This window comes from Aquimarina pacifica (assembly GCF_000520955.1).
Taxonomy (GTDB): Bacteria; Bacteroidota; Bacteroidia; order Flavobacteriales; family Flavobacteriaceae; genus Aquimarina; species Aquimarina pacifica.
In genome coordinates, this window is the sequence record NZ_JACC01000026.1 from 45,722 (window position 1) to 71,735 (window position 26,014).

Sequence of the window (26,014 nt, forward strand, 5' to 3'; positions counted from 1 at the left end):
GTTACAACGAAGCGAAGTTTCGTTGTAAACGCCTCTGACTCGGGTCAAAAAAAAAGGAACTCCTGACTTCGGTGCCCGTAGTTCTGACAAAAAAGAAAACAATAATAAAGTAATAGTATAAAAATTAGAATACATATGAGCCTAAGAAGAATACTAGAGACACTAAGGAAAACATATCGAGAAAGACAGACTTCGACACCAAATAAAGGGCTGAGGACATCGAATCTCGTGCATACAACAAAACCCTCTCATCGAGCAATTGCGGTATTTTTTATACTTACGTTTTTGCAAACGTTGATCCCATATAATCAACTATGGGCGAATAATAATGGACCCAATGCACCAGAAGCAGCAGCTTTTGAGCCCGTCGATGCTACGGATATGGTCAATTTATTAACAGGAGATTTTTCATATGTTTTGCCCTTACTTAATGTACCCTCTCCAGAAGGTGGGTATCCGTTGGCGTTGTCATATCATGGGGGTATAGCGCATAATCAGGAAGCTAGTTGGGTAGGATTAGGGTGGAATTTAAATCCAGGCTCAATCAACCGAAACATAAACGGTTTTCCAGACGATTGGGGGAAAACAAATTATGAAGAATTCTTTTATGATGCTGGCTGGACAGAAGATGAATATAATTTTAGTGTAGGTGTAGATGTTCATGGTTTCAATATAGGGTTGGGAGCCTCTTGGGGTTCTCACCGTTCTACTGGTGGTTTTGTTTCACTAGGGTACGGATATAAAGGAATAGGAATTAACACAAAAATAGGTAGTGGTGGAAGTAGTATAGGAGTAGGATACAAAGGATTCACGGCTAATGCCGGCAATAATGGTGCATCATTTGGATATAGTGGATATGGATTCAATGGAAGCATGGATAGTAATGGTGTCGGTGTTGGGTATGGTTTGAATACTGGTGGTGGGAGTTCTTTAGGAGTTGGATTAAACTACAATTATTCTTCAGGACTATCTGGTAATATAAGCGCATCATTATCAGGGTTAAGAACGAATGCGTCTATAGGAATTTCATTTTCAAGTCAAGGGGCATCAGTCTATGGAGGAGTTAATGGACCAGGAATATCTACAGCTAATTATGGAGTTTCTAACGGCGACGCTACTTATAATATAGATGCATTCCAGGCAGCAATCCCTATCTATATGTTTTATATAGGTTTTGGTCATAGAAGAGTTGAATATTCGTTGTTCAAAAAAAATAATCTTACTGTTTCTGGTTCCGTATACCCATATCATGCATTAGAAACAGAATCAGCATCAAGTTATCAAATCAAAGAAAATAATTTTATGGATGTTCATGAGTTTCTTCCTTTTTCTAACCAAAGCATGAGTTTAGACTATTTGGTAGACCAAAATTACGGGATGGACAAAAACAACATGGCGCTGTTGGCATATGACAAGTATACAGTAACATCACAAGGATTATCTGGTAGCATTGCTCCAGTAAGTTATGAAGAACTTAATTTGATAGACAGAGGAAATACGGATGGAGCAGCTGATGAGCAACTTAAGGGGTATATTGGTGAGAATTTTAGTAGTGCAGATGGAATTTATGACTTAGGATATCGTACCAATTTTTATTTTCAGAATGAATTGAGTTCTTTTTTAAGAACGGATCGAACCAATATTCAGAAAAATCCAAATTACACAACTTCAGGAGGTTTTCAATTACTTAATGGATTTACAACTTCTAATTCTGGTGCTTTTAACGAAAATATGACTAATGGCAATAGAAAACGAACAGGTAATTTTATCGAAACCTTTACGAATAATCAGATACGTGATAATCAAAATACCACAGGTTTTATAGAAGCTAAACATATTAATAGGTCACAAGAAACAGATATCTTTTTAGATGAAGGTATCGGGGCGTTTAGAATTACTGCATTAGACGGCAAAACATATCATTATTCTTTACCTGTATACAATTATGAGTTGTTTTATAAGAATTTTAAAGATGAAACCGATGAGAACAAAAACTTCTTTGAAATTAAAAAAACAAAACCATATGCTACTCATTGGTTATTAACGGCCATTACAGGACCTGATTATGTAGATGTTAATTCAAACGGTGCAGTTGATGAGAGTGATTATGGGTATTGGGTAGAGTTCGATTACGGAAAGTGGACCGACGGATATATCTGGAAAGGACCAGTAGATGGATATGATGAACATACTAATGCCAAAGATTCTAGTGACAAAACGTATTCTTACTACTGGGGGAGAAAACAAATTTATTACTTAGATGCTGTAAAGACTAGAACGCATACCGCTCTTTTTGTGAAAAATTTGAGATATGATAATAAATCTACGGAGTTAGATATTTATGAAAAAAAATATACAGGCGGGACGTTTAATGTAGGCGAATATAGCGAAACGGTAAAATCAAATGAAGACATATTCAGAAGGCCTATTATGGGGTATCCTAATGATATTGTTTATAAAGAAGATGGGTCTACTTATAAACTTCCTGAATATGGAACAGCTAATTCGAGTTATATTGAGACATTTAGAGGTAATAAAATATCAGCTAAATATATCGATGCTCCAGAAAACCAAGTTCTGAAGCTTGACAAAATCTTGTTGTTAAAAAATCAGCCATTTGATATAAGTAAGGATAGGAGTAGTATTGTCACTACAAAAACAGGGTACTCAATTTATAATACGGGGTATTCTAATTTAAATTCCTGTAGTTATGATCCTGTTAAAAACGAATCAAAATCTTGCTATACTAATGATTTATTTCCGTATCCAAGCGGCGTGTATATGAATGACCCCACAAATATTACAAGCTTTAAAGTGCATCAGGATTATAATATACTAGATGAGCGTGATATCGAAGGGTTAAATCTAGAAGAAAATGCAAGCCAGGTAATAGCATTTAATTACGACTATTCTTTAGCAACGCAATCTCCAAATTCTGATGCTCCCAAAGTACCAGGTTTTGATTCTGATTGGGATACTTCTAAAGGAAGGTTAACATTAAAATCGGTATATTTCAAAGGAAAGAGTGAGGTTGCTGTAGTACCACCGTATCGATTTGAATATGCTAATTCATCCCTTCAGTATAATAAGGGTAACCAGGACGAATGGGGGTACCATAAAACATATCCAGAAGCATGGAGTCTTAATAAAATAACAACTCCAACAGGAGGTCAAATTATCGTAAACCATGATACGGATTCGTATTACTCAGAAGCAGCATATACCGAGACAAAATCATATGATAATATTGCAATTACTAAAAATTCTTCCAGTAATACATTTACCATAAGTTTTCTTAATACTTCTGATGACCTGAATAATTATTTCAATACGAATACAATTACGAACTTTACTATTTCTAGAAGAGATTCTTTCGATGCTTTAAATACGTTTACCAATACATATAAAGTAAAAGCAACAAGTATTAATAATAGTAGCAAAAGTATAGTTTTTGAGATTGATGAAACATTATCTTCTCCTTATAGCCTATTTAGATATGAAGCAATGACTAATGTTTCAGGGGTAAGTTGTACACTTCCATCCGCCAATACCTCTGATCCTGTTCATTGTTATTCTGCTCCTACCATAAAAAGTACCAAAGGTCCTGTATTGGATTTTACGACTTCAAACACAAATGGACGTGAAGGTGGAGGGATACGTGTTGCTAGTATCGAGGTTAGCGGAAATGATACTTCTGTAAAAACAGTGTATGATTATACTAATCTTGATAACAACAAAATATCAGGAATCACATCTTATGCTCCATCAGAAGAACAAAAAGGAATTCCTTATGTAAGTGAATTGCCTGCGCCATTGGTTACATATGGTAGTGTGACAATGAAAAATTACGATAATAATGACAAGCTGTTGGGGAGTACTGCATATGAGTTCGATGTACTAAAACCTTATGAAGAATCCCCAAATTATTTGTTCTGTCTCGGGGATTTCTTTAAAGTAGAACAACAACAAAATGCAACCTTTATCAATGGAGAGGTACAAGCTAATAAATATATTATATATAATAAATTAGAGAATATTGGTAGAGTAAAATCAGTAGTGTCTTACAATAATGTAGGGCAATTACTAAATAAAACGATATCAAATTATAAGCAAGATTTAGATAGTGATGGGCAAATAGGTGTTTCTCAACAATCGCACAAAACACTTAAAAAGATTCAGAGAAATGATGTTGCAAGCTATATGATTAGTTCTTCAAGCAAGGTAGAGTATCCTAGTGTACTAGAAAGCTCAACAGCAATACAAGGAGGATTCACAAATACAACCTACTATGAAAACCGTGATATGTTAACAGGTCAGATAACCCAGACCAGATCTGTTTCCAGTGATGGTAATGAGTTCAAAACCAAAATTATTCCAGCTTATTACATTACTCCTTACGGCAGTTCGGCATATGATTATACTATGGGTGCTAAGGTAGATAATTCTACAGCCAAGAATATGTTAACTCAAACAGCTGAAACATTAACCCAAATAAAGGATGGGTCTAACTGGAAAACTGTTGGAGTAAGTATCAATACCTGGAATAATGATTGGAACTACCAAACTTATGATGGATCACAAGAAACATCTGCTTCGCACCAATCAAAAATATGGCGTAAACACAAAATATTCGCATGGAAAGGAGAGATTGATTCTAAAGGTGCATACGTTGGATTTAGTGGAGATGATGATAATTTTAATTGGACCGACCCTGAGAATCAAACCAACTCAAAATGGATCAAAACCTCCACAATTAGTCTTTATGACCATTACTCGATGCCTTTAGAAACTACGGATATTAATGGGAATAAGGCAAGTACCAAAATGGGCGATGATAATACTAAAATATTTGCCGTTGCAAATGCAGCGTATAATCAAATGTTTTATTCGGGAGCAGAAGATCTCATTACAGGAACTGATTACTTTAGTGGTGAGGTGTATAAGGGTGAAAATGCCAATATATCAGAGGTATATCATACGGGAACAAAAGGAGTTCAGGTGCCGATAAACACAAAAGCTTTTGTAGTAAAGCCAGACTCTGGTAAGTATAAAGTTTCTGTTTGGGCATATAAGGGCTTAGGATATGATTATACAGGAACAAGACTTAACGTAAATGGCGAAATTATTGAGTATGCTATTTATGAGACTATTTCTGCTGGAGATTGGGTACAACTTAATTTTTATATAAAAGATTCTGAGGTTACCACAGGTCAAGAGGTTTATGTTTATAATAATCAGGGGGTGGCCATTTATGATGATTTTAGGATGTGTCCTATAGCCTCAACTATGGCAAGTTATGTATACAATGAATGGGATGAGTTAACTTATATTATCGGGGCAAATAATCTGGCAACCAAATATGAGTATGATGATGCAGGAAGGTTGAAGACTACCTATACCGAAGTGATAGATAATGCTTCGATTACGGGAGGATTTAAAAAAGCAAGCGAAAACTTTTATAACTATCAATATCAATAAGGATGAGAAAGTACTTGAAAATAATAGTTGTTTTAGGAAGTATATTGTGCGTAAGTAACGTATCAACGGCACAAAACTGTATAGAACTGGAAACCCCAAAAATTTTTACTTTTAATAGTGATGGGGGGGAAGATGACGTAAAATTAGATAGTTATATAGATGGTGGCCCAAGCACAGATTGTTATCTTGCCAATACTGATCAAGCATATGTAGAAATTGAATATATAGGCGCAAGTACGCCAGAAGGATGGCTCAGTGCTTGGGTAAGCTATTATGAAAATGATGAACTCGGAGATACAGAGTACTATTTGACTGTAAGATGTAATTCTATAACGACACCAAATAGCAGAAGTGCTCGCCTCTTTATATATGACGGAAATGGAAACAGAGTCACTTATCGCGATGATGGGATTAGTGTATCTCAAAGTAAAGGAGATTTAGAATATTGGTATCCAGATGAAGATGGGGATGGTTTAGGGTATTCTAGTACAGTGCCGATCATGGCAACCAGCCCACCATATACTGGATGGATAACTAATGGTAATTGGAACGAAAATGGAATTATACAAGACGATCAGGGTGATTTCTGTCCATATATATATGGCGAAATAGATGGATGTCCTGAGGGTATTCCTGATTATTCGTATAATCAAAATCTAGTGGTATCCAAAAGTTATGATATACAAGGTGATTTAAAAGGGCATACGGTAGATTATTTTGATGCCCTAGCCAAGCCTAATAAAACCATGAGTAAAGATTTTAAAAACGATAAGGTATGGATGTCAGAAACTTTCTATGACTATCAAAATAGAATGGCGTTGCAAACGTTGTCCGCACCTACTCGTTTTAATAAGATTGAAGGAGATTATAAACTTTCTTATATCTCGATAACAGATTATGAAAAAGAAGATATAGAAAACCCAAAAGTAATAACAGATACTACTGAAGGTAGACTAGGATGGTATTATAATACAAGCAATACCACAGAACCCTACCAAGATGTTACCGCACGACCTTATTCTCGTATCATTTATAGTGAACTTAACCCAGGTAAAGTACTTAAAACTATTGGAGGGAATAAAATCAATGGTGAATGGAAACAAGGCTATACATTCTCTATGCCGGCAGGCCAGGAACTATCACATGCCGATGCTTTTGGGGATACAAAATACAATCCAGAGCATTATAAAATTATCAAAACCGTATCACGAGATGTTCATGGGATAGAAAGTGTAGTATTTACAGATACCGATGGAAAGACACTCGCTGCTGCTCGTAGTGGTAATGAAGAAGGAAACGTAGACAATACCAGAACATCAATAGTAAGTATCGGTGCGCAAGGGTTCGTAGATGTGCATATACCAGTGGGACGAACAGGAGTGACACTATCAGGTAATTCAGGTATTACTTTAAACATCTATAATCTAATTACAGAAACCAAAGCGTACAATGCGTCTACTTTATCTAACGGATTTTACAGAATTGCAGTGCAAGATGTAGACAATTATGTTGCAGGGCAAATTACGGTCACCTATCCAGAAAACTATTACGATTATAGTCTCAATTATTATGATGAAGCCGGACATTTACTAAGTACTCAACAACCACTAGAAAAATTAGAAAGCACTTTTAGTTATAATTCTTTGGGACAATTAGAAAGTACTACCAGTATAGATGAAGGTTCTGCCCAATTTAAATATCGAAATGATGGGCAAATCCGTTATTCTCAAAATAGTAAACAAGCCGACGCAGGTGAGTTTTCTTATACCAATTATGATGATTTAGGACGTCCCATAGAAAGTGGAGTTTTGGTAAATAGTAATTTTTCTAATGCGGATCCAGATGCAGGTTTGCCATCGGGAACTACCAAAGAAGTACATAAAACTACCTATGATTATTTAGAAAATACGAGCTTTTTGCCAGGTGACTACGAGAACCTTAAATTTTTAGCAGGTAATGTTGCAAAAACCGAAAATGATCAAACCACCACCTATTACAGCTATGATATTTATGGTCGTGTAGAATTTATGGTGCAGATAATTAGTGGTTTAGGAACCAAAACCATCGATTATGAGTATGATGATATAACGGGTCTGGTAACCAAAGTGTATTATCAAAAGGGAGAAAACACAGATCAATTTATCCATAAGTATAGATATGACGATGATGATTATAGTTTAATCAAAGTAGAAACCTCTAACGATGATACGACGTTTACAGAGCATGCTAGCTATACCTATTATGAGACCGGAGCTCTAAAACGAGTGAATATTGCAGAAGGCTTGCAAGGGATAGACTATGTCTACAATCTCAACGGTGCACTAAAAAGTATCAATCATCCAAGTTTATCCAGTGATCATGATCCAGGAGGAGATACTAATGACTTGTTTGGGATGATTATTGATTATCATGACTACGATTTTAATCGCCCATTAACCAATATCAAGAGTGCTGATTATGGTATTAACCAATATAATGGAAATATCAAAGGGATCCGTTGGAACTCTGATTATAATCCTCTAGAAACAGGTAAAGAACACACCTATAATTATGTATATAATCGTAATAATTACCTAAAATCTGCGGAGTACGGTAATTTTACAGGAGATTATACCAGTGTCCCTACAATTATCGAAGGAGTAGACGCATCCGGAAGCGCAGAAGATGATGATGCAACCTATAGTGGTACAGTATCTGCTGGCAACAGTCTTAGTAAAACTGTAAATAATTCGATTTCTCTAAAACCAGGATTTCATGGTCAATCAGGATGTAATGTTTCTCTAAAAATTGATGGCGGTAATGATACCGAAGCAGTACACGATATCAATGCAGGTACTTATACACCAAATATTGATGGGGATTACAAAGTAGATAATCTTACTTATGATGCCAATGGTAACATACAATCGCTGGATCGTAACAAACATACAGACGAGAATGGTAATACTATGGACCAGCTGTCGTATGTTTATAAAAACGATAAACCCAATCAATTATTACGAGTAGATGACGCGGTTACTACAGCAACCAATGCCGATGATATCAAGGATCAGGATGGGGAGAACTATGTCTATAATGAGATAGGGCAGTTAATACATAACCATGAAGAAAATATTTCTTATTTTTATAATGCCAGTGGATTGGTGACCGAGGTACATAAAGATAATGTGCCGTTGGTGAAGTTCTTTTACAACGATAAAAACCATAGAGTACGCAAAGAGTCGTATAACCCAGAGAATGGAAGCCTCACTTATACAGAGCATTATGTACGTGACGCTGCAGGAACAGCGATGGCGATTTATAGAGATGGGGCATTGGTAGAAAATACTATTTACGGAGCTAGCAGACTAGGTGTACGCAAAGCAGATGACACCCATCTGTACCAATTAACAGATCATTTGGGCAATGTACGAGCAGTAGTAGGGAGAGATCAAGAAACAGGTATTGCCATAGCACTAAGTGCTACCGATTATTACCCTTTCGGGATGCCAATGCCTGGACGTGATCTTAAAGGAGATTATAGGTATGCCTACCAAGGACAAGAGAAAGACCCAGAGACCGGGAAGGAAGCGTTTGAGTTACGTTTATGGGATAGTAGAATTGGACGGTGGTTGACTACGGATCCGTATGGACAGTTTAGTTCACCTTATCTGGGAATGGGAAATAACCCTATGAATGGGATTGATCCTGATGGAGGATTCTTTGGAGGATATAAATTAGCAGGAAATGGTGATATAACGAGAATTAGTGATGAAGGTGATGATATAGGAGTTGATTATCTATATAATGAAGATTTATCGAGTAAAGTTATGCTATCAGATCAGCTTATATTGAGTACATTAACATTTAGTGTTGGAATGGGATCGTATAATGGAGAAAGTAAAAATTTTAGAGCTACCTTTACGTCAAATTTCAAAGATGCAAGTACATTTTTTAGTTTTGCTTCTGATAACTCAAATGTAGAATGGGGCTTTCATGGTAATAGCAATAGTGGAAATGAATACTACTTCTTGGGGTCTTTTGGGGTTACTGACTTAAGCCCTAATCCTGCTAATTCTTCAATGTGGTTTAATTGGAATTCGGCTGACACTTCTTTTAAGATTCATTCTCACCCAAATACTGATTACCCAGACCCAACGGGAGATTGGGGTATTGGTGATATGAATTCGAGTTGGATGCAAAGAAAGATCTTTGGTAAAGTTAAATATTCACCAACTGTTATGGGGGATATGGGAAGCGTTGTCAATCGATATTATAAATCTCAAGAAACAGGTCAAAAAATGCATAGAAGTTTTCATTATTTTCCTAATGGAGGGCTTTACGAATACACACCTTGGTCGAGTAGAGTTTTTATTTCGAAAGGTATATACAGGAATAGATTATGATTTTGTTATGAACAAAAAACTATATTATTTTTTAACTTTATTATTAACTATATTTTTAGCATTTATTTCTTGCTCCAATGAACCTTGTAATAAATTTATTGATTCTTCTTTAATTAAATGTGTGAAAAAAATTGTCAAAGCTAAAAAAAATGGATCTCTAAATGACTCAAATATTATCAAAGTTGTATTTTCAAAAGGTAATAATAATAAAATATATGTCACGATCAGAGATGATATTAGTTATTCAGAGAAAGCTAATAATTTTGTGTTAGATGGCTATTTATTAATGGACGATAATCTAATTGGTTTTTATAATCTTGAAATATATAAAAAGTATTTAGGTAAATGTCTAACTAAATTAGATGTCCCTGTAAAATATAATTATGAGAATTTTGATTCAGTTTCTGTAAATTGGTGGGCTTTTGAAATTATGGAAGATGAGTCATTAGTATTAATCAGAAAAGGAGGTAATAAAAACCTTCAAGTAAGATTTTAAGTAATACCCAGCTCCCCTGCTGCCGCTAGTGCAATGTCATTAAGTTAAGGGTGTATTTTGTTGATTTTTATGTTTTTGAAATTGTGTAGAACTCGTTTTTTTGGTAAATTAGAGTATTAACCAATTGTTTATTACCCCAGCTCCCGCTAGCGTCTCGCTAGTGGCGGTACAGATTGGCAAATAACAGTAAGAAATAGTAAAACAGTCACGATCTTGTAAAATAGGTTGTGGCTGTTTTTTGTTTATAAAGTTTTAAGCTTAGCTGCTTTAAGTAGGTTACCCCCCGCTCCCGCTAGCGTCTCCCCAGCTCCCGCTAGCGTCTCGCTAGTGGCGCCAAAGATTGTGTCTCGTCCTAAAAAAGTTTACATATTTTAGGACAAGACAGTAAGCGTAAGAAAAACAAGACAGCTATGATTTCATAACTTTTGGCTGTTTTGTTGTATGTTGGTTTAGTTTTGTGTGGCAGCGTAAGATACACTAGCGGCAGCGTTACTATAAAGCAACGTAATAAATCCTATTCATACCAGTAGTGTCAAGGATTGGCAGATTGTTAGAAAGCAATAGGTCTAAGACATAGAAAAAAAGGTACAATTAGAAAAATAGATAAAAACAAGCCAGTTTCATTATTTGAAATTGGCTTGTTGTAGTTTTGTAGGATGAGTAGAAATTATAAGTTTCATAATAAGAGTGGATTGTACTTTGTAAGTTTTGCGACAGTATATTGGCTGGATGTATTTGTAAGAGAGAGGTACCTATCCATATTAGCAAATAGTATTGATTATTGTAGAGAACATAAAGGTATGGAGGTCTATGCCTATTGTTTTATGCCAAGTCAGGTTCATTTAATTTTCAGGTCAGAGAATGAAGATCCTTCGGGTTTATTAAGAGATTTTAAAGGATATACCTCAAAGAAATTGATAAAATCAATAGCTGAAAACCTACAAGAAAGCCGAAAAGAATGGCTTTTTTGGATGATGGATAAGGCTGGTAAAAAGAATGTTACGGTAACTCACAGACAATTCTGGCAACAGCATAATAAGCCAATAGAACTTTGGACAGATACTGTGATTCAGCAAAAAATAGAGTATATTCATAACAATCCGGTACAATCTGGTTTTGTTACAGACCCTATAGATTGGAAATACAGTAGTGCTAGAAATTATCAAGACGATCATACTGTTTTAGAAATCGATAGTGATAGTTATTTATTCGGATTAGCAAAAGCAGGTACGCCACTAGCGAGACGCTAGCGGTAGCGTGGGGATTGGAAATACAGTAGTGCTAGAAATTATCAAGACGATCATACTGTTTTAGACATCGATAGTGATGGTTATTTATTCGGATTGACAAAAGCAGGTACGCCACTAGTGATACGCTAGCGGTAGCGTGGGCAATTATAAGATTTTTCTATTTAAGAATTGTAAAACAAGAAAAAGTATTATTTATTGATATCTGGAAAACTTTTGATTTTAAAAGCAGAGATGCTTTTGAAAATGACATGACTAATTCTTATGTAGGTATTACTTTTACAATTTTTATTATTCTTGTGGTAATATTATTTTTTAATTGAGATCAAGAAAGGTTTTACTATGGCAACTACACGGATTGCAAATCCGCGCTATTTGGTAATTCTTATGTAGGTATTACTTTTACAATTTTTATTATTCTTGTGGTAATATTATTTTTTAATTGAGATCAAGAAAGGTTTTACTATGGTAACTACACGGATTGCAAATCCGCGCTATTTGGTTTGAGCTCTATGGGATTTTCCCGCTAGTGGCATCAAAGATTGGTAGGTAGGAGTAAGAAAAAACAAGACATTCAAATTTGGGTATAGTTATTGTTATATTCTTCGTGCTTTCGAAATTGATACATAGATAAAGAAGTCCTTAGATTGTTGTAGAATTAGATATAGAATGAAGAGATTAAAAAAATCTTAAAATAATTGTAAGGATCACCACGAATTATAGACTTCTTTGTAATATAGCAATAATAATGTGATTTTTTAATAGTTATTGGTCGAAAAACAACACTTTATCGTGTTATTTGGTATTTAGTCGACATTTTTTTCGTATAATTGCATTGTAATTAGGAGATTACATACTATGAATTCATATTTTTGCAAAGGTTAGTAATTGTAAAAATTGCCATATAAAAACAAAATTAAAATTCTATGAACACAAACAGTACAATGATAAAAAAGAGTTTTATAGCCTTATTTTTTAGTCTATTTCTTTTCTCTTCTCTACTTTCTGTAACAAGTTGTAGTAAAGATGATGGTCCTGCTACCGAGGAAAATTCTGATGATGATACAGATAATGACAACCCAACAGATGATGGTAATACGGATGACGGTAATACCGACGATGGTAATACTGATGACGGTAATACGGATGATGGTAATACTGATGACGGAGGAACAGATGATGGTGATGGTACAGACGACGGAGACGGGTCTTTGGATCCAAACGCTGCTCCTTCTGTTAATTTTGATCTTTCTACCTGGAATATAAGTATCCCGACAGATACTGATGATTCTGGTACTGCGGATAATATTTCTGTTGCAAACCTTAATAACGGATATGAGAATGACAATTACTTTTATACTGGCGCCGATGGCGGAATGGTGTTTAAATGTCCCGTGGCTGGTTTTAAAACTTCGGTGAATACAAACTATACTCGATCAGAACTTAGAGAAATGTTGAGACAAGAAAATACCAGTATATCAACGAAAGGTGTTAATGGCAATAACTGGGTATTTGGGAGTGCTCCTCAAGTAGACAAAGATGCAGCTGCAGGATATGACGGAGTATTAACAGCTACATTGGCAGTAAATCATGTAACTACTACTGGAGATAGTGATCAGGTAGGAAGAGTAATTGTTGGGCAGATTCATGCTAATGACGATGAGCCCGTGAGAATCTACTATCGAAAACTACCTAATAATACCAAAGGATCTATCTATTTTGCTCACGAAGCTAATGAGAATGTGGTAGATAGTGAAGATTGGTATGAAATGATAGGAAGTCGATCAGACTCTGCTTCTGACCCTACAGATGGGATTGCACTCGATGAAGAATTTGGATATACCATTCAGGTTGTTAATAATACGCTAACAGTAACAATTACTAGAGAAGGGAAAGCAGATGTTGTAGAGACCGTAGATATGACCAATAGCGGCTATGGCGTTGGCGGACAATATATGTATTTTAAAGCTGGAGTATATCTTCAGGACAATACAGGAGATGATGACGATTATGCGCAAGCAACATTCTATAGCTTAGAAAATTCACATACAGGGTATACAAAATAAAATATAGTGTTATTAATTTCTCTTCCTTTAGTTTACCTGAAGATGAGAATCTCAATAAGAAATAGAAAGCTACTCAGAAATGTGTAGCTTTTTTTTGTAAAATATCCAAAGTGAAATGGGTATACTACCAAAAAAAGCGAGATAAAACTACCCCGCTTTTTTATACTATATATCTGTACCAGTAACTGGTCAGAATTGTTCTGAGCCTACTCATGATCTATCTATGTATTGCATAGCTAGAAGCCGTAGGTAAATTTTTTAAGAAGTTAATTAATGATGTAAAATCAAATCTAAATTTTGTGTATAAAGTTTTCATAATTGTATTGTTTTAAATTATTGTTTGCTATTTGTATATAGTAAAACAAATGCCGTGCCAAAAATTATAAAACTTTGTAAAGTCTTTGTTGGTAAGGGTTTAGAAAGATTGATTTTCTTGAGTGTTTTCTTGTTCGTATCCTAAGAGGTCAATTTGCTCGTCGGTTTCGTCTATAATTACGTACATTTCTGTATAGGTCCATTCATCATATTCCTTGGTGCCTACAACAAATAATCGCGCTTCTCCTTTTGGACCTTTGATAGGTATAGACATATCAGCTGACCCAGTATTATTTTTATAGGATATACTTCCACTCATGATCCCATTACTTTCGATAGGTGTACCTATAATAGAAACGACATATTCGTCTTCATTGGCCATAATAAGGGCATCCTCGTTAGGAACAGATTCTGACATAAGTTTACTTACCCCAAAAAAGACCGAACCCAAAAACACAAAAAATAAAATAATGATGGTAAGACAACCTCCTAGAGGAACTGCCCAACCCCAATTACGAGCAAACCAGCTTTTTTGTTGAATAGTTTCCATAAATAAGATATTAGATACACTATACTAGTATACTTACTAGAGGTTTTGTTACAATATAATATCAGTAAATTAAAAATTTTTGGGATGACAAGTTTTCGATAATTCAAATTTAATCAAAAAGAATTTTAGCTGCAGCATCCTTCATTTGTTTATGATTATGTCTTACATCTTGTGCTGGTTCTAATTTCAAATTAAAAGAGAATTCTAGTTTGTGAACTACTTTTTTAGCCGTTTCAAAAAAATATGGAGTATGGGCAAGTCGATGCACCTCTTGTTCGTCTGTAGTTTTGGGCCGAAGTAATATCCCTGTGATATTGGTAGCATTATCCAGTTGGCTAACCTGATTGGTTTTTTTATCAAAAGTTATATGCTCCTTACTCATTTATTTGGGTTATGATTCTTCCCATTACAAAGGCCAAAGAAATCACATTGCGATTAGATAAAGAGAAGGTATCGAACGAATTGAATACACTTAAAGCGTAGCTTAATCCAATTTTTTTGAAGACCCCAAATAATATCTTGCAATAATATCTATGCCCCTAATATTATCAATCACACCAAAATAACAGTGTATACCAAATCGAGTTAGGCAGTATTAAGATATTTAACGGTGTCAGTTACAAGAAAAAAGTACATGTCTATTTAGGAATTAGTGTATCTATTCTTTACAAAACAGTTGAACAAAACAGGACAAACTACTACATTTGCCAAAAAATAACAATTGCAACAACCTATATCTATAACAGGAATTTCTTCGATATCTCCACTGGGAGTATCTTCAGAGGAGATTTGGTCGAAGTATCAGGAATCTTCTCACTGTATTACCGTAGAAAATTTTGAGAAAGAGCAAGCACTTGTTGCGAGATTAGGAGCGGATGCAAGACAGCAAATAGAAATACTACGATCAGAAAGTTCACATTACGAGCCCTTAGATAATTCTGTCTTATTTGCGATACATGCGGCAAGAAATGCCATTTTGCAAGCAGGTTGGCAAGGAAATCAAGATTTTGGGATTAATATTGGATCTTCTCGGGGAGCCACAGGTCTTTTTGAGAAATATTTTAAGGAGTTTTTGGATAGGGGCAGGTCTTCGACACTAAGCTCGCCCACAACTACATTAGGAAATATCTCCTCATGGGTTGCCCATGACTTACAAACCAAAGGTCCAGATATTAGCCATTCGATTACTTGTTCAACCGCGTTACATGCAGTCCTTAATGGTGTAGCGTGGCTACAATCAGGATTAACAGATACTTTTTTGGTAGGAGGGAGTGAAGCACCGCTTACGCCTTTTACCATTGCCCAGATGAAAGCACTTAAAATTTATGCAACAGATGAGATGTCTGATTATCCGTGTCAGGCAATGAATTGGAGTAAAACGCAGAATTCTATGTTTCTGGGAGAAGGAGCAGCTATTGCCTGTTTAGAAAAAGGTTACCAGAAAAATGCAGTAGCACTTATACAGGGAATAGGATATGCGACCGAACCGCTAAAACACAATATTTCTATTTCTACAGATGCTATTTGTTTTCAAAAATCTATGAAGATGGCATTGGGTAATATACCCCCCGAAAGTATAGATGCTATAGTAATGCATGCTCCTGGTACGATAAAGGGAGATCGGGCAGAATATAATGCTATAAAAGCCGTTTTTGAAGAAGAGCTACCTGCATTAACCACTAATAAGTGGAAAATCGGGCATACCTTTGGAGCTAGTGGTATTCTTAGTCTAGAATTAGGAGTACTTATGCTCAAAAATCAGGAGTTTATAACAGTTCCTTATGCAGAGGAGCAGGAGTTTCCCAAAAAATTAAATAAAATAATAGTAAACGCAGTAGGTTTTGGTGGGAATGCCGTGAGTATTCTATTAGAAAGACCAAGCCAATAAAGTATTGTTGAAGACATAATTAAAGAGTATCTTTCAATTTGATGTTTCTTGATTGTGTTTTTTGATTATAAACAATTACTTTTGAACACATACATACAACTTTTTATGAGCGATATTAGACACGATTGGACAAAGCAAGAGATTCTTGATATCTATAATACCCCGATGATGGATTTGCTGTATAAGGCAGCAAGTATTCATCGTCAATACCACGACCCTAATACGGTACAGGTATCTACATTATTATCAATCAAAACAGGAGGATGCCCCGAGGATTGTGGGTATTGTCCACAAGCTGCTCGATATCATACTGATATAGAGGGTAATGATCTAATGGGAGTACAGCAAGTAAAAGCGCAAGCATTACGTGCAAAAGCTTCAGGAAGTTCTAGAGTATGTATGGGTGCGGCATGGCGTAATGTAAAAGATGGTCCTGAGTTTGATAATGTACTTGAGATGGTACGTACCATCAATAAATTGGATATGGAGGTATGTTGTACGTTGGGAATGATTACCGAAAATCAAGCACAACGTTTGGCAGAAGCAGGACTTTATGCTTATAATCACAACCTTGATACATCAGAAGAATATTATAAAGAAGTAATTTCTACTAGAGGATATGAAGATCGCTTAAAAACCATTGATAATGTACGAAAAACAAATGTAACTGTTTGTAGCGGTGGGATTATTGGTATGGGAGAAGATGTAGAAGACCGTGCAGGAATGTTGGTAGCTCTTGCCAAATTAAGTCCTCAACCAGAATCGGTGCCTATTAACGCATTGGTAGCAGTAGAAGGAACTCCTATGGAGGAAGAGAAGCCTGTACCAATTTGGGATATGATTCGTATGGTAGCGACGACCAGAATAGTAATGCCACAAACTCAAGTCAGATTATCTGCAGGACGAACAGATATGAGTAGAGAAGGACAAGCGATGTGTTTCTTTGCAGGGGCAAATTCTATTTTTGCAGGAGATAAACTATTAACAACTCCTAATCCAGATGTTCATGAGGATATGGAGATGTTTGCACTTTTGGGATTAACACCACAAAAACCATTTGTTAAAAAGGCACAACCGAATACCGTTGAAGCCAAAGATTCTCAATTCGAAGCAAAAGGAGAAAAACCAAAATGGTCACGACCAGAGCATAAGATTGAAAGAAATGAAGTTGCTAAGCAAAGTAAGAAAGAGCGTGTAGCCGATAAGTAAGACGGTTGGCTTGATTGTTTTACTTCCGAAAATAGGCTCGAAAAAATATTTTTTTATAAAATATGCCCTGTTGAGCAACGTTAAGTTTTATAGGAACTATCTGTTTAGTAATCATTTTTGTTGCAATAGAAACAATAGGTATACTTGGTTATAGCATACTAGTAAAGGAGTTCAGTACGTGAAATTAGATTTAGAACAAATACCCAGAATACAACATATTACCAAAGCACAATTTCTTAAAGAATATGTAGAACCCCAAAAACCGGTAATAATAGAGCGGTTGATAGAGGATTGGCAAGCATACAAGAAATGGGATTTGGATTATGTTGATAAGGTGGCGGGTCATAAAACAATTCCGTTATATGACGATAGACCGGTTTCTTCTGATCGAAAATTTAATGAAGCGCATACTCGTATGAAAATGAGCGAGTATATTCAATTACTAAAAAAAGGTCCTACAAACTATCGTATTTTTTTATACAATTTATTCAAAGAATCCCCAGAGCTTCAGAATGATTTTACCTATCCTGATCTTGGGGTTAAATTTATGAAAAAAATGCCCATGTTATTTTTTGGTGGTATGGGATCTAAGGTTGTAATGCATTACGATATTGATTTGGCCAATATTCTTCATTTTCATTTTAATGGAGAGAAACAATGTATTCTTTTTCCTCCTTCTGAGTCTAAATACTTATATAAAATTCCACATGCATTAATGGCACATGAATCAATTGATTTTGGCAATCCAGATTTTGATAAATGGCCTGCATTAAAACATGCAAAAGGGTATATCGCGAACCTAAAACACGGAGAAACCTTATATATGCCCGAAGGATTTTGGCACCAAATGACCTATATAACTCCAGGGTTTTCTATGAGTATTCGATCGGTAGCAAAAAAGAAATTAAACTTTCCGAAAGCGCTTTACAATGTATTTGTGATGCGTCATACTGATAATCTTCTTCGTAAGATGATGGGTCAAAAATGGATCGACTACAAAAATAATTGGGCTATTATTAGAACCAATAAGAAGAATGGATTTGTTTGATTGTAATATCTAATACATACTACAATATATAATCGCAATAAAATTTAAGTGAAAAAATCGACATGTCATCGTAGAAATGAAATGTCGATTTTTGATGTTGAACTTGTAGTTGTTTTAGACTTCATTACAAAGCTCTACTGTATAAAGCGGGTTAAACAGTAGTTTCCTCACTTATGATTTCTAGTATTTCATCAATTTTGCGTTGTATGAAATACAAAAATGGGTTGTTTCCTCCGTTTATAGATTGTATTTCTTGAACGTTAAGTTCTTTTAGATTTTGTTTTTTCATTATTTTAAGTCTTTATATTTTTTAAAGAGAGTTTGTAGTCTCACTTTTCTATATTTCTATAGCGTAGGACTAAAGTTCTTTGCAATTTCAAGAGCTTCTCTTACAGTGTTTATAGCATCACTTAAGAAATCAAGAAAATCATTCCCTCCCTCAATATGCATTAGATCTTTTGTTTGTAATTCTGTTACGTTAAATTGTTTTAGATTTTTCATTGTTTTGAGTTTTTAAAAATTAATAAATGTGATTTTTGTTATTCAATTACACCGGCTTCACGCATTCTATCTTTCATATCTTCTATGATTCCCTGAATGTATTGTTCTATCCAGTTTCCTCCGTTTATGGATTGTAGTTCATAAGCATTGAGCTCATTTGTATTATGCTTTTTCATTGTTTTCATTGTTTTTGAGATGATTAATGTTTTCTATGGTGCAAACATCGAGGGTAAATGTCTCATTTTTTGAGATGTATGCGACTAAATTGAATTTACCTTAATAAGACTTTGATACCAGTATTAGTATACTTACTCTCGCTTCGTGCTCAATGTTAGCTCTTTTAGAAACCGTCTCATAATATGAGATTTCTATATCCTAGTTTTACTCCAGTTTTAAGTTAGAAATGACTTAGGTACATATAAATTAATTAACACATAATAAAATGGAAAATCTTACAAACAAAGAATTATTAGAGACAAACGGAGGTAACGATGCGTTGGCTGCAGCAATTGCTGAATTAGATAGACAAAGGAAAGCAATAGAAAAACTAAGTACATTAACAGGAACTACTGAGGATATTCATAATTAAAAAATATAAATAATTAGAGATTATGAAAGATTTAAGAAGTATAGGAAATATCCTTAGTAAAACTCAACAAAAAAACATTAAAGGAGGTCTAAGTGCACCAAAAAACTTAGAACTTGTTGAAGATTGTCAATTTCCTCCTTTGGCACCACCCCCAGAAGGATGTGATTGGCAACTTGATAGAATAGCTTGTACAGCAACACTTGTGTGCGGTAGTTTATCTTTAATTAAGAGATAAGGCAGATTATTACGTTATCTAAATATTATATTATAAAAGCTCTGGACAAGTTTCAGAGCTTTTTTTATGCAGAAAAGAGAACTAAAAAGTATAATGAGAATGTGTTATTCATACTGTTTTATGTCAAACACTTTTTTTAGAGCAATCAATTTTTTTTTTGATACTGTTTTTATTTTATAAAACCGAAAAGCAGATTAGATATTCAATAACTGTAATTTGTTTGTGCCATGTTCTCTTTTTTTTAAGCGATATTGACTTAAGAATTCATGAATATCATTTTCTTTGTCGGTATCCTTAACACTTTCGAGTACATTTTTTTTGGTTAATTTTAATAGCTCTAAAGGAGCATATTTGGTTTTGTAGTAATAGGTATCAAAGAGATAGCAATTATGGAGTAATTTTTTATTTTCTTTATAGATATGTAACCATGAATTTCTTCCTTTAAATTCACAAAAATTTCCGTTTGGTAAGATCGAAAAATAAAAGGGATCGATTTCATCCTCAGTGATAAGCTTTGAGCTGATAATTGTTTTTAAATTTTCTATTGATAGTGGATTAGAGGCATAGTACAAAAGTGTTTCTATGCGATGTGTTAATTCATAGGCTTTGGTTTTGCTCATGCCATCTAAGTTCTTTATTAACTCTATCAGGAATTCTTTTTGGTTTTTCATAATTGATCTATTTTGTAGTATAAAATTGGGGTACTAATGATTCCTCTATGCATACATACATAGAGGAATCTGAACTCACATAATACTATTAGTGTAAAAAACTAATGTATGTCTTTATTCATTTTGAAGTTCGATATTTAGTAAGCGTACGGATCAAAAGTTGGTTTTCCGATTTCTTCTAGAGGGTTAGGGATACATCCGCCTCCGTTTCCGTCATCGATAACGCCACCGTTAATACTTCGCACTTCCTGACTTGATAATTGTTCTAAATTGTTCATATGTATTTGTTTTGCTTATTAATTATTGTTAATTAGGAAAAGTTGGAGTAGTAATGATCCAAAGGATATCCTTAGTGTTATTACTATTTCCATTATCATCGGCACCACCATTAATATTCTTTACTTCTTGATTTGATAGTTGTTCTAACGTATTCATAAGGTGTTGTTTTAAAAATTATTAAAATGTGATTACCAATCCTCCTTTTGGAAACTGATCCCAATCAGTTGGATCTCCTAACGGAATGTCAGGAAGCGAATCCCAATCTGTATTTTCGGTTATAGGGATCATTGTCCCACCAAAGATATTTTCTAACTCGTTTTTACTCAGTTCTTGTACTGCATTGTAATTTTTCATGTTTTTTGATTTATAAGATTAATGAATGTTTTAATTCTATTGCAATAGTAGTGTGAGAATGTCTCATTTTATGAGATGGAGTTTTCTAATAAGTGAAAAAAAACAAAAACCCTCTATTAATGATAGAGGGTTCGAATATAAATTTGATTTAATCAGAAAAGTAGTGATGAGGTACTTATCTAGATGTAAGTGAATTAACTCTAAATGTTAGAGCCCTTGATTAAGTTTTTACACATAATGTGTAATAGGATGATTGATGAATTTTGAGTTTTAGTCTTTCGTTTATTGAGCTTTTAGAGAACATCATCTAGTTCATAATGTTGAGATAATAGCTGATTATTAAAAATTATTAATGGTGTTTTATTAAGATTGTTTTTTATACACCATTCATTTTGACTTGTTGCTATATTCTTAGCATTTTCTGAAATTTCTAAAGAGTACTTATCTTTCATCTTTATTTCATTTTTATGTTTGAACCAGTCGGCCAAAGCAATAAAAAAGTCGTCATTATTTAATTTGAAATATAATTCAATAAGTAGTTCAGAAATTTTGGAATCAGGATCATAGAAAATTAAGGAAAAATTGACTCCATTAGAATTTTTATTTGTTTCGAGTATTTTTTGAAATTCCTTTGCGCATAGATGACAAAACGGGTTAATTAATAATATTATTTCTGGATTTTCTTTGTTTTCATATGTATTAAATATTATCTGATTTCCGTTAAATTTGGTGTCAATTTCTTTTTTATGAAGTAATTGGAATACTTCAGGAGTGTTTTTTAACCTTTTGTATTTGTAACTACTTTCTTTGAAAATGAAATATTGATATAATGGATTTTTTAGGTATGCCCAAAGAATAGTAACTAGTAAGATACTTAAATATAGAACAATGATTTTATCAGTATTTATGACAACAGTTTGTGAGAAAAAATAATGTATGGCTAAAAGACTTTCTGTAAAAAACACACCTTGTATAATAAGACAAAGTAGGCACCATTTTTTTACAATTTTGTATTGATAATAAATGGAAAACGGGATGTAAAAGAATGTACATAAGGAGAAACAACTGATCAAAACTAACATATTTTGAAACTCTAAGCCAAAGGAAGCTATCATTATAGCAAGTGAGCAGCTAGAAAAATATATTAATCCTAGGTCTGACATGGATAACCATGAGAAAATTTTTGAAGCCCCAGAGTTGAGAATATCATCACAGTTTGTAGTACTTTTTGTTATGCAAAATTTGGTTTTTTGAATAACATTCATCTCTGATACTACAATTAAAATACTTGTTATGAAACCAGTTAATTTGGTTAAAAAATATAAGTTGTAAATACCATAAGAACCATTAATTGTAACTCCAAGACTAAATAGTACTAATACTATTAATGCAAAAAACTTGACCTTTTCATTTTTTTGAATTTTTGTTTCCCTTTTGGATAACTCAATTATTGGTTCTGTATCTAGTAACATGATTATTCCGTTCCATTTTTGTAGAAATTCTTGAATTTTTTCTGTAACAGGTTTATTTGAATCACTTTTGTAATACGATACCTCAGAACTAGATATTTTGGTAACCAATACAAAACCATCTTCTATAGAGGATGCCAAAAATATTGGAGAAAGCTCCATGAATTGTTCGCTAGAAACTCTACCCATTTTATTTGCAACGCCAATTTTTGTTAAAACATCAGAGATTGATAATAAGCTGGGGTAATCCTGATGACTTAACAGCATGGATTCCAAAGTTTGGGTAGATAAGTTTAATGAAAGTTCTTTGTTGATTCTAAAAAGAATTTTTAGGTCGGAGTGATTCATTATTTGTGTTTTGGAGAGTGGTCGCTATATTTTTTTGTTGTTAAGGTGTTTTTGCGTCTTTTAGTTTATAGAATAATCAAGTACATAATCATATCTATTAATATCCTCTTCAATAATTTTTATTTCCTTTACAACAGTTTTATTGATTATTTTTTTTCCTTGAACATTGATAATAACACTAGAGTAGTCTAAAATTTCATTTGGATTAATGTCAATGTCAATAACAGAGGATTTACATGAGAACTTATAGGCATTGAGGTTTGCTGAATTTTCGAGGATAGGAAATTTGGAAATATTGACCTCTCCTGATAACACAACTAAATTACCTTTCCCCTCAATTAAAATTTTTCTGTTTTCTTTTTCTTTTTTTTCTTCTCGAGTATCGAGTTTTGAAATCAGTTTTTTGAATTGAGCAACATTTTGTTTTTGGACCTCTAAAGATATGGGAGTAAGAATTTTTAAAGTTTCATCAATAGTATATAATTCGTCTTTATCTTTTCTGTATAAAATAGTATTATCCTTTTGTTTAGTATACACGAATAAGTCTGTAACATATTCTTCTAATTGTACAGTTTTTTCGGGAGTCTCTATTTCTTTTGTGATTTGTATAAGGAGTTCTGATTTCATGTTGTTTTTTGTTTATGGTGTTGTACTAATACTTTGAAGGTAAATAACCCGTCTGAGTTAATTTTCAGACGGGTTATTAAATACTTAGTGTTTACTATGGTAGATAAATCCACCTATAAAACGTCCTAGATTATATGCTATAAGTATAGCTATAATGGTAAGTATAAAGCATATTAAGTAATTAGTAATATCATTACTTAAGATTTTATCTAATAAATTCATTCAATGAATAATTAGTTAAATAAGTGGTAAGCAGCTTGTCCGATTGCATAACCTGCATTATATGCCATACTTACAGCTAATTCTGCAATTTCTAAAGCTTCTTTGATAGGGCTTCCAGCATCAATCGTTCTTAATTCTTCGCTAGACAATTCTATTACGTTTAATTCTAAATTTTTCATAATGATTTAATTTTTAATGTTTATTATAAATATTTTACTTAGACTGCATTTTTTGCATCATGGTATCCATTAACACCTCCTACAATTGCAGAAATTGCTAGTACAGCGATAATAATGCCACAAACTACTTCACAACCTCCGTTAACTTCTTGAGCTTCTTGTTTTGATAACTCTTGCATTTTTACATTTTCTAAATTTTTCATTTTTTACGTTTTAATGATTAATGATACTTTTAATTATTGTTTACTTTTTCAGATTCGTCAAAAAGAAATAGTAAATTAAAGTTGTCTTTGCAATGACCATGAAAAGTGTTGTTGTTTCCCTTTCACAATGCAATAATAGGGGTGGGGTGTCTCATTTTTTGAGATGTGATATTTTTTATAAAAAAAATAAGTTCTGAAAACTTATTGATCATACTTGATGGTATATTGAGATAAGATATTATGTTTTATATGCCTAAGTAATTTTGGGCTTACCGATAATAAAAGAACTATATAGACAAAAGAAAAGCTCAGAAAATGGACTTTCTGAGCTTTAAAAAGAGTTGACGGATTCTGTAATTAGAAATGTTTGCCTAATTATTTGAATTAAATTGATCAAATCCTTCTTGTATTGGTTGAAGTACTAAGTCTACTAATCCATCAACTAGATCTTTAAACCAATCACCGCCTTTGATTTGAGTTTGTGCTGGGATGTTTAATTCTTGAACATCAAAATTTTCTAAGTTTTTCATTTTTCTAAGTTTCAAAAATTAATTGTTTAGTACTGTGGTTGCTCTACTTCGGGTTCACCCATTAACCAATCCTCTAGTGGAGTTAACCACCATGGTAAACGAAATCCGGGATCTCCCCCGTTAATTTCTAGAAGTTCTTTGTTGTTTAAATTTTTCATTGTTTTGTTTTATGATTAATACAACACAAGAGTACTTTATAGGGGTCTCATATTCTGAGAAGACGAATAGAGTTGCTTAAACTTTGATACGGATTTCCACCGTTTACTGATTTTAGTTCATTAGTCTCAAGGTCTTTAATATAGAAGCCAAATCGAAAATCTACATGTTCGGCATATACAAAACTTTGCACAGTAAGGTCATACTCTATAGGTGCATTTAGATCTTTCATAATGTCGATTACTCTGTAGGTTTGCGCCCTAGAGATCCCTAATCGCGATGCCAAATCTACAGGGTTACCCGTTGCTTGCATTCTAATGAGTCGATCAATTCGTTCGATTAATTCAATATGTTTAATGATAATATTCATAACTGTTCGTTTTTTGATTCGCTAGAAGCGTGATTAATGATTTATTCTTATAATCCAGTAAGATGATAATTTCTAAAAGTCTAAATAACTCTCAGGATATATGGGTTTTTCATAATTGTTAGAGTATAACATTACTTCGGATATTACATGTTTTAATTCTGGATCTTTGATATCCTCGATTAGAAATTCACTTTTTGATTTACTGTTTGTTCTTTGATGATGTTTCATGGGTACTGATTTTAGATTAATTTATACAATGCGTAAGCGTGGATGTTTATATGCATATTGGGTTAGGCAAGTTTGATTTGTTTTTTGATCGGAGTTGTTGGGCACAATTGAAAATGTGTAATCAGGACATTCATCATACACATAACTTTGCAAGGTGATATCATATACAATGACTGCTTGTTGCTGCTTCATAAATTCTATGAGAAGGAATAAGGATTTCTTAGAGATTTTTAGTTTTTTGGCTAATTGATCCGGAGGTCCTGTTAGTCTCATACGAATAAGTCGATCTACATATTTTAAAGCTTTAATTTGTTGTAAGGTTATTTTCATGACCATTAGTTTTAGTATGATAATTGCTTTACAGGTTTTAG

Annotated in this window: 28 protein-coding genes; 10 read left to right on the forward strand and 18 right to left on the reverse strand. The window is 33.7% G+C overall.

Translation table 11 applies throughout. The features are described 5' to 3' along the window. Positions 1 to 135: 135 nt before the first annotated feature. The 5 genes from DZ60_RS24315 to DZ60_RS23100 all read left to right on the forward strand — a co-directional run bounded on the left by DZ60_RS24315 (position 136) and on the right by DZ60_RS23100 (position 13,672). The gene (locus tag DZ60_RS24315) at positions 136 to 5,478 is read left to right on the forward strand and encodes a hypothetical protein (protein ID WP_025742628.1); all 5,343 of its coding nucleotides are present in this window, start codon (positions 136 to 138) and stop codon (positions 5,476 to 5,478) included. Between the two features lie 2 nt (positions 5,479 to 5,480). Continuing rightward, positions 5,481 to 9,863 carry an RHS repeat domain-containing protein gene (locus DZ60_RS0113680; RefSeq protein WP_025742629.1) on the forward strand — a complete coding sequence of 1,461 codons (4,383 nt, stop codon included), beginning with the start codon at positions 5,481 to 5,483 and terminating at the stop codon, positions 9,861 to 9,863. 7 nt (positions 9,864 to 9,870) lie between these two features. Then, on the forward strand, positions 9,871 to 10,359 hold the full coding sequence (locus DZ60_RS0113685) for a hypothetical protein (RefSeq protein WP_034229706.1): 489 nt from the start codon (positions 9,871 to 9,873) through the stop codon (positions 10,357 to 10,359). 656 nt (positions 10,360 to 11,015) lie between these two features. Further along, a complete protein-coding gene (locus DZ60_RS0113690; RefSeq protein ID WP_025742631.1) occupies positions 11,016 to 11,609 on the forward strand; it encodes an REP-associated tyrosine transposase in 594 nt (197 codons plus the stop codon). A gap of 923 nt (positions 11,610 to 12,532) precedes the next feature. After that, the gene (locus DZ60_RS23100; RefSeq protein ID WP_025742632.1) at positions 12,533 to 13,672 is read left to right on the forward strand and encodes a polysaccharide lyase family 7 protein; all 1,140 of its coding nucleotides are present in this window, start codon (positions 12,533 to 12,535) and stop codon (positions 13,670 to 13,672) included. A 415-nt stretch (positions 13,673 to 14,087) separates the two neighbouring features. On the opposite strand, the gene DZ60_RS0113700 is transcribed toward DZ60_RS23100, so the two are convergent. Both DZ60_RS0113700 and DZ60_RS0113705 read right to left on the reverse strand, forming a co-directional pair. After that, positions 14,088 to 14,537 (reverse strand): cytochrome c oxidase assembly factor Coa1 family protein, encoded by a 450-nt coding sequence (locus DZ60_RS0113700; protein WP_025742633.1) that lies wholly within the window; start codon positions 14,535 to 14,537, stop codon positions 14,088 to 14,090. A 109-nt stretch (positions 14,538 to 14,646) separates the two neighbouring features. Next, complete coding sequence (locus tag DZ60_RS0113705; RefSeq protein ID WP_025742634.1) at positions 14,647 to 14,919, reverse strand: hypothetical protein; 273 nt, start codon at positions 14,917 to 14,919, stop codon at positions 14,647 to 14,649. Positions 14,920 to 15,258: 339 nt separating this feature from the next. On the opposite strand from DZ60_RS0113705, the gene DZ60_RS0113710 reads away from it, so the two are divergent. The 3 genes from DZ60_RS0113710 (at position 15,259) to DZ60_RS0113720 (ending at position 18,682) form a co-directional block, all read left to right on the forward strand. After that, entirely contained in the window at positions 15,259 to 16,425 is a 1,167-nt protein-coding gene (locus tag DZ60_RS0113710; protein ID WP_025742635.1) for a beta-ketoacyl synthase N-terminal-like domain-containing protein, read from the forward strand. A 105-nt stretch (positions 16,426 to 16,530) separates the two neighbouring features. Then, a complete protein-coding gene (gene bioB, locus DZ60_RS0113715; protein WP_025742636.1) occupies positions 16,531 to 17,634 on the forward strand; it encodes a biotin synthase BioB in 1,104 nt (367 codons plus the stop codon). Positions 17,635 to 17,812: 178 nt separating this feature from the next. Next, positions 17,813 to 18,682, forward strand: coding sequence for a cupin-like domain-containing protein (locus tag DZ60_RS0113720; protein WP_025742637.1), 870 nt, complete (start codon positions 17,813 to 17,815; stop codon positions 18,680 to 18,682). 151 nt (positions 18,683 to 18,833) lie between these two features. Here the strand turns inward: DZ60_RS0113720 and DZ60_RS25185 are convergent, their stop codons facing one another. From DZ60_RS25185 to DZ60_RS25195, 3 genes are read right to left on the reverse strand one after another with little or no spacing between them, the layout of a single operon-like run. After that, positions 18,834 to 18,971, reverse strand: coding sequence for a hypothetical protein (locus tag DZ60_RS25185; RefSeq protein ID WP_161634407.1), 138 nt, complete (start codon positions 18,969 to 18,971; stop codon positions 18,834 to 18,836). A 56-nt stretch (positions 18,972 to 19,027) separates the two neighbouring features. Next, entirely contained in the window at positions 19,028 to 19,183 is a 156-nt protein-coding gene (locus DZ60_RS25190) for a hypothetical protein (RefSeq protein WP_161634408.1), read from the reverse strand. Positions 19,184 to 19,221: 38 nt separating this feature from the next. Beyond that, positions 19,222 to 19,368 (reverse strand): hypothetical protein, encoded by a 147-nt coding sequence (locus DZ60_RS25195; RefSeq protein ID WP_161634409.1) that lies wholly within the window; start codon positions 19,366 to 19,368, stop codon positions 19,222 to 19,224. Between the two features lie 257 nt (positions 19,369 to 19,625). On the opposite strand from DZ60_RS25195, the gene DZ60_RS25200 reads away from it, so the two are divergent. After that, on the forward strand, positions 19,626 to 19,772 hold the full coding sequence (locus tag DZ60_RS25200; RefSeq protein WP_161634410.1) for a hypothetical protein: 147 nt from the start codon (positions 19,626 to 19,628) through the stop codon (positions 19,770 to 19,772). 22 nt (positions 19,773 to 19,794) lie between these two features. Then, positions 19,795 to 20,007: a hypothetical protein gene (locus tag DZ60_RS0113745; protein ID WP_025742638.1), complete on the forward strand. Its 213-nt coding sequence runs from the start codon at positions 19,795 to 19,797 to the stop codon at positions 20,005 to 20,007. Between the two features lie 194 nt (positions 20,008 to 20,201). Here the strand turns inward: DZ60_RS0113745 and DZ60_RS0113750 are convergent, their stop codons facing one another. The 13 genes from DZ60_RS0113750 to DZ60_RS24320 form a co-directional block, all read right to left on the reverse strand. Beyond that, positions 20,202 to 20,678, reverse strand: a complete 477-nt coding sequence (locus DZ60_RS0113750; RefSeq protein ID WP_025742639.1) for a hypothetical protein — start codon at positions 20,676 to 20,678, stop codon at positions 20,202 to 20,204. A 137-nt stretch (positions 20,679 to 20,815) separates the two neighbouring features. Then, the gene (locus DZ60_RS25205; protein ID WP_161634411.1) at positions 20,816 to 20,956 is read right to left on the reverse strand and encodes a hypothetical protein; all 141 of its coding nucleotides are present in this window, start codon (positions 20,954 to 20,956) and stop codon (positions 20,816 to 20,818) included. A 28-nt stretch (positions 20,957 to 20,984) separates the two neighbouring features. Beyond that, positions 20,985 to 21,113 carry a hypothetical protein gene (locus DZ60_RS25680; RefSeq protein ID WP_262482384.1) on the reverse strand — a complete coding sequence of 43 codons (129 nt, stop codon included), beginning with the start codon at positions 21,111 to 21,113 and terminating at the stop codon, positions 20,985 to 20,987. A 21-nt stretch (positions 21,114 to 21,134) separates the two neighbouring features. Continuing rightward, positions 21,135 to 21,311: a hypothetical protein gene (locus tag DZ60_RS24920; protein WP_152537435.1), complete on the reverse strand. Its 177-nt coding sequence runs from the start codon at positions 21,309 to 21,311 to the stop codon at positions 21,135 to 21,137. A gap of 293 nt (positions 21,312 to 21,604) precedes the next feature. Continuing rightward, positions 21,605 to 23,128 (reverse strand): vitamin K epoxide reductase family protein, encoded by a 1,524-nt coding sequence (locus DZ60_RS0113770; RefSeq protein WP_025742640.1) that lies wholly within the window; start codon positions 23,126 to 23,128, stop codon positions 21,605 to 21,607. Positions 23,129 to 23,188: 60 nt separating this feature from the next. Next, the gene (locus DZ60_RS0113775; RefSeq protein WP_025742641.1) at positions 23,189 to 23,755 is read right to left on the reverse strand and encodes a hypothetical protein; all 567 of its coding nucleotides are present in this window, start codon (positions 23,753 to 23,755) and stop codon (positions 23,189 to 23,191) included. 233 nt (positions 23,756 to 23,988) lie between these two features. Then, the gene (locus DZ60_RS25210) at positions 23,989 to 24,156 is read right to left on the reverse strand and encodes a hypothetical protein (protein ID WP_161634412.1); all 168 of its coding nucleotides are present in this window, start codon (positions 24,154 to 24,156) and stop codon (positions 23,989 to 23,991) included. A 38-nt stretch (positions 24,157 to 24,194) separates the two neighbouring features. After that, complete coding sequence (locus DZ60_RS24925) at positions 24,195 to 24,359, reverse strand: class IIb bacteriocin, lactobin A/cerein 7B family (RefSeq protein WP_152537436.1); 165 nt, start codon at positions 24,357 to 24,359, stop codon at positions 24,195 to 24,197. A gap of 371 nt (positions 24,360 to 24,730) precedes the next feature. Beyond that, complete coding sequence (locus tag DZ60_RS25215; RefSeq protein WP_161634413.1) at positions 24,731 to 24,889, reverse strand: hypothetical protein; 159 nt, start codon at positions 24,887 to 24,889, stop codon at positions 24,731 to 24,733. Positions 24,890 to 24,915: 26 nt separating this feature from the next. After that, positions 24,916 to 25,047 carry a hypothetical protein gene (locus DZ60_RS25685; protein ID WP_262482385.1) on the reverse strand — a complete coding sequence of 44 codons (132 nt, stop codon included), beginning with the start codon at positions 25,045 to 25,047 and terminating at the stop codon, positions 24,916 to 24,918. Between the two features lie 47 nt (positions 25,048 to 25,094). After that, positions 25,095 to 25,415, reverse strand: a complete 321-nt coding sequence (locus tag DZ60_RS24930) for a hypothetical protein (RefSeq protein WP_025742642.1) — start codon at positions 25,413 to 25,415, stop codon at positions 25,095 to 25,097. 72 nt (positions 25,416 to 25,487) lie between these two features. Then, on the reverse strand, positions 25,488 to 25,643 hold the full coding sequence (locus tag DZ60_RS25220) for a hypothetical protein (RefSeq protein WP_161634414.1): 156 nt from the start codon (positions 25,641 to 25,643) through the stop codon (positions 25,488 to 25,490). A 21-nt stretch (positions 25,644 to 25,664) separates the two neighbouring features. Then, positions 25,665 to 25,973, reverse strand: coding sequence for a hypothetical protein (locus DZ60_RS24320; RefSeq protein WP_152537437.1), 309 nt, complete (start codon positions 25,971 to 25,973; stop codon positions 25,665 to 25,667). Positions 25,974 to 26,014: the final 41 nt, after the last annotated feature.

What these genes read in the sequence shown, in the direction of transcription:
- DZ60_RS25200 (WP_161634410.1), top strand. Translation starts at nt 19,626, where the DNA reads ATGGAAAATCTTACAAACAAAGAATTATTAGAGACAAACGGAGGTAAC.
- DZ60_RS25680 (WP_262482384.1), bottom strand. Translation starts at nt 21,113, where the DNA reads ATGAATACGTTAGAACAACTATCAAATCAAGAAGTAAAGAATATTAAT.
- DZ60_RS0113705 (WP_025742634.1), bottom strand. Translation starts at nt 14,919, where the DNA reads ATGAGTAAGGAGCATATAACTTTTGATAAAAAAACCAATCAGGTTAGC.
- DZ60_RS0113690 (WP_025742631.1), top strand. Translation starts at nt 11,016, where the DNA reads ATGAGTAGAAATTATAAGTTTCATAATAAGAGTGGATTGTACTTTGTA.
- DZ60_RS0113775 (WP_025742641.1), bottom strand. Translation starts at nt 23,755, where the DNA reads ATGAAATCAGAACTCCTTATACAAATCACAAAAGAAATAGAGACTCCC.
- DZ60_RS23100 (WP_025742632.1), top strand. Translation starts at nt 12,533, where the DNA reads ATGAACACAAACAGTACAATGATAAAAAAGAGTTTTATAGCCTTATTT.
- DZ60_RS0113700 (WP_025742633.1), bottom strand. Translation starts at nt 14,537, where the DNA reads ATGGAAACTATTCAACAAAAAAGCTGGTTTGCTCGTAATTGGGGTTGG.
- DZ60_RS25205 (WP_161634411.1), bottom strand. Translation starts at nt 20,956, where the DNA reads ATGAACAATTTAGAACAATTATCAAGTCAGGAAGTGCGAAGTATTAAC.
- DZ60_RS0113750 (WP_025742639.1), bottom strand. Translation starts at nt 20,678, where the DNA reads ATGAAAAACCAAAAAGAATTCCTGATAGAGTTAATAAAGAACTTAGAT.
- DZ60_RS24320 (WP_152537437.1), bottom strand. Translation starts at nt 25,973, where the DNA reads ATGAAAATAACCTTACAACAAATTAAAGCTTTAAAATATGTAGATCGA.
- DZ60_RS0113745 (WP_025742638.1), top strand. Translation starts at nt 19,795, where the DNA reads ATGAAAGATTTAAGAAGTATAGGAAATATCCTTAGTAAAACTCAACAA.
- DZ60_RS25215 (WP_161634413.1), bottom strand. Translation starts at nt 24,889, where the DNA reads ATGAAAAACTTAGAAAATTTTGATGTTCAAGAATTAAACATCCCAGCA.
- DZ60_RS24925 (WP_152537436.1), bottom strand. Translation starts at nt 24,359, where the DNA reads ATGAAAAATTTAGAAAATGTAAAAATGCAAGAGTTATCAAAACAAGAA.
- DZ60_RS25210 (WP_161634412.1), bottom strand. Translation starts at nt 24,156, where the DNA reads ATGAAAAATTTAGAATTAAACGTAATAGAATTGTCTAGCGAAGAATTA.
- bioB (WP_025742636.1), top strand. Translation starts at nt 16,531, where the DNA reads ATGAGCGATATTAGACACGATTGGACAAAGCAAGAGATTCTTGATATC.
- DZ60_RS24315 (WP_025742628.1), top strand. Translation starts at nt 136, where the DNA reads ATGAGCCTAAGAAGAATACTAGAGACACTAAGGAAAACATATCGAGAA.
- DZ60_RS0113770 (WP_025742640.1), bottom strand. Translation starts at nt 23,128, where the DNA reads ATGAATCACTCCGACCTAAAAATTCTTTTTAGAATCAACAAAGAACTT.
- DZ60_RS0113680 (WP_025742629.1), top strand. Translation starts at nt 5,481, where the DNA reads ATGAGAAAGTACTTGAAAATAATAGTTGTTTTAGGAAGTATATTGTGC.
- DZ60_RS25185 (WP_161634407.1), bottom strand. Translation starts at nt 18,971, where the DNA reads ATGAAAAAACAAAATCTAAAAGAACTTAACGTTCAAGAAATACAATCT.
- DZ60_RS25220 (WP_161634414.1), bottom strand. Translation starts at nt 25,643, where the DNA reads ATGAAACATCATCAAAGAACAAACAGTAAATCAAAAAGTGAATTTCTA.
- DZ60_RS24920 (WP_152537435.1), bottom strand. Translation starts at nt 21,311, where the DNA reads ATGAAAAATTACAATGCAGTACAAGAACTGAGTAAAAACGAGTTAGAA.
- DZ60_RS24930 (WP_025742642.1), bottom strand. Translation starts at nt 25,415, where the DNA reads ATGAATATTATCATTAAACATATTGAATTAATCGAACGAATTGATCGA.
- DZ60_RS25685 (WP_262482385.1), bottom strand. Translation starts at nt 25,047, where the DNA reads ATGAAAAATTTAAACAACAAAGAACTTCTAGAAATTAACGGGGGAGAT.
- DZ60_RS25195 (WP_161634409.1), bottom strand. Translation starts at nt 19,368, where the DNA reads ATGAAAACAATGAAAAAGCATAATACAAATGAGCTCAATGCTTATGAA.
- DZ60_RS0113685 (WP_034229706.1), top strand. Translation starts at nt 9,871, where the DNA reads ATGAACAAAAAACTATATTATTTTTTAACTTTATTATTAACTATATTT.
- DZ60_RS25190 (WP_161634408.1), bottom strand. Translation starts at nt 19,183, where the DNA reads ATGAAAAATCTAAAACAATTTAACGTAACAGAATTACAAACAAAAGAT.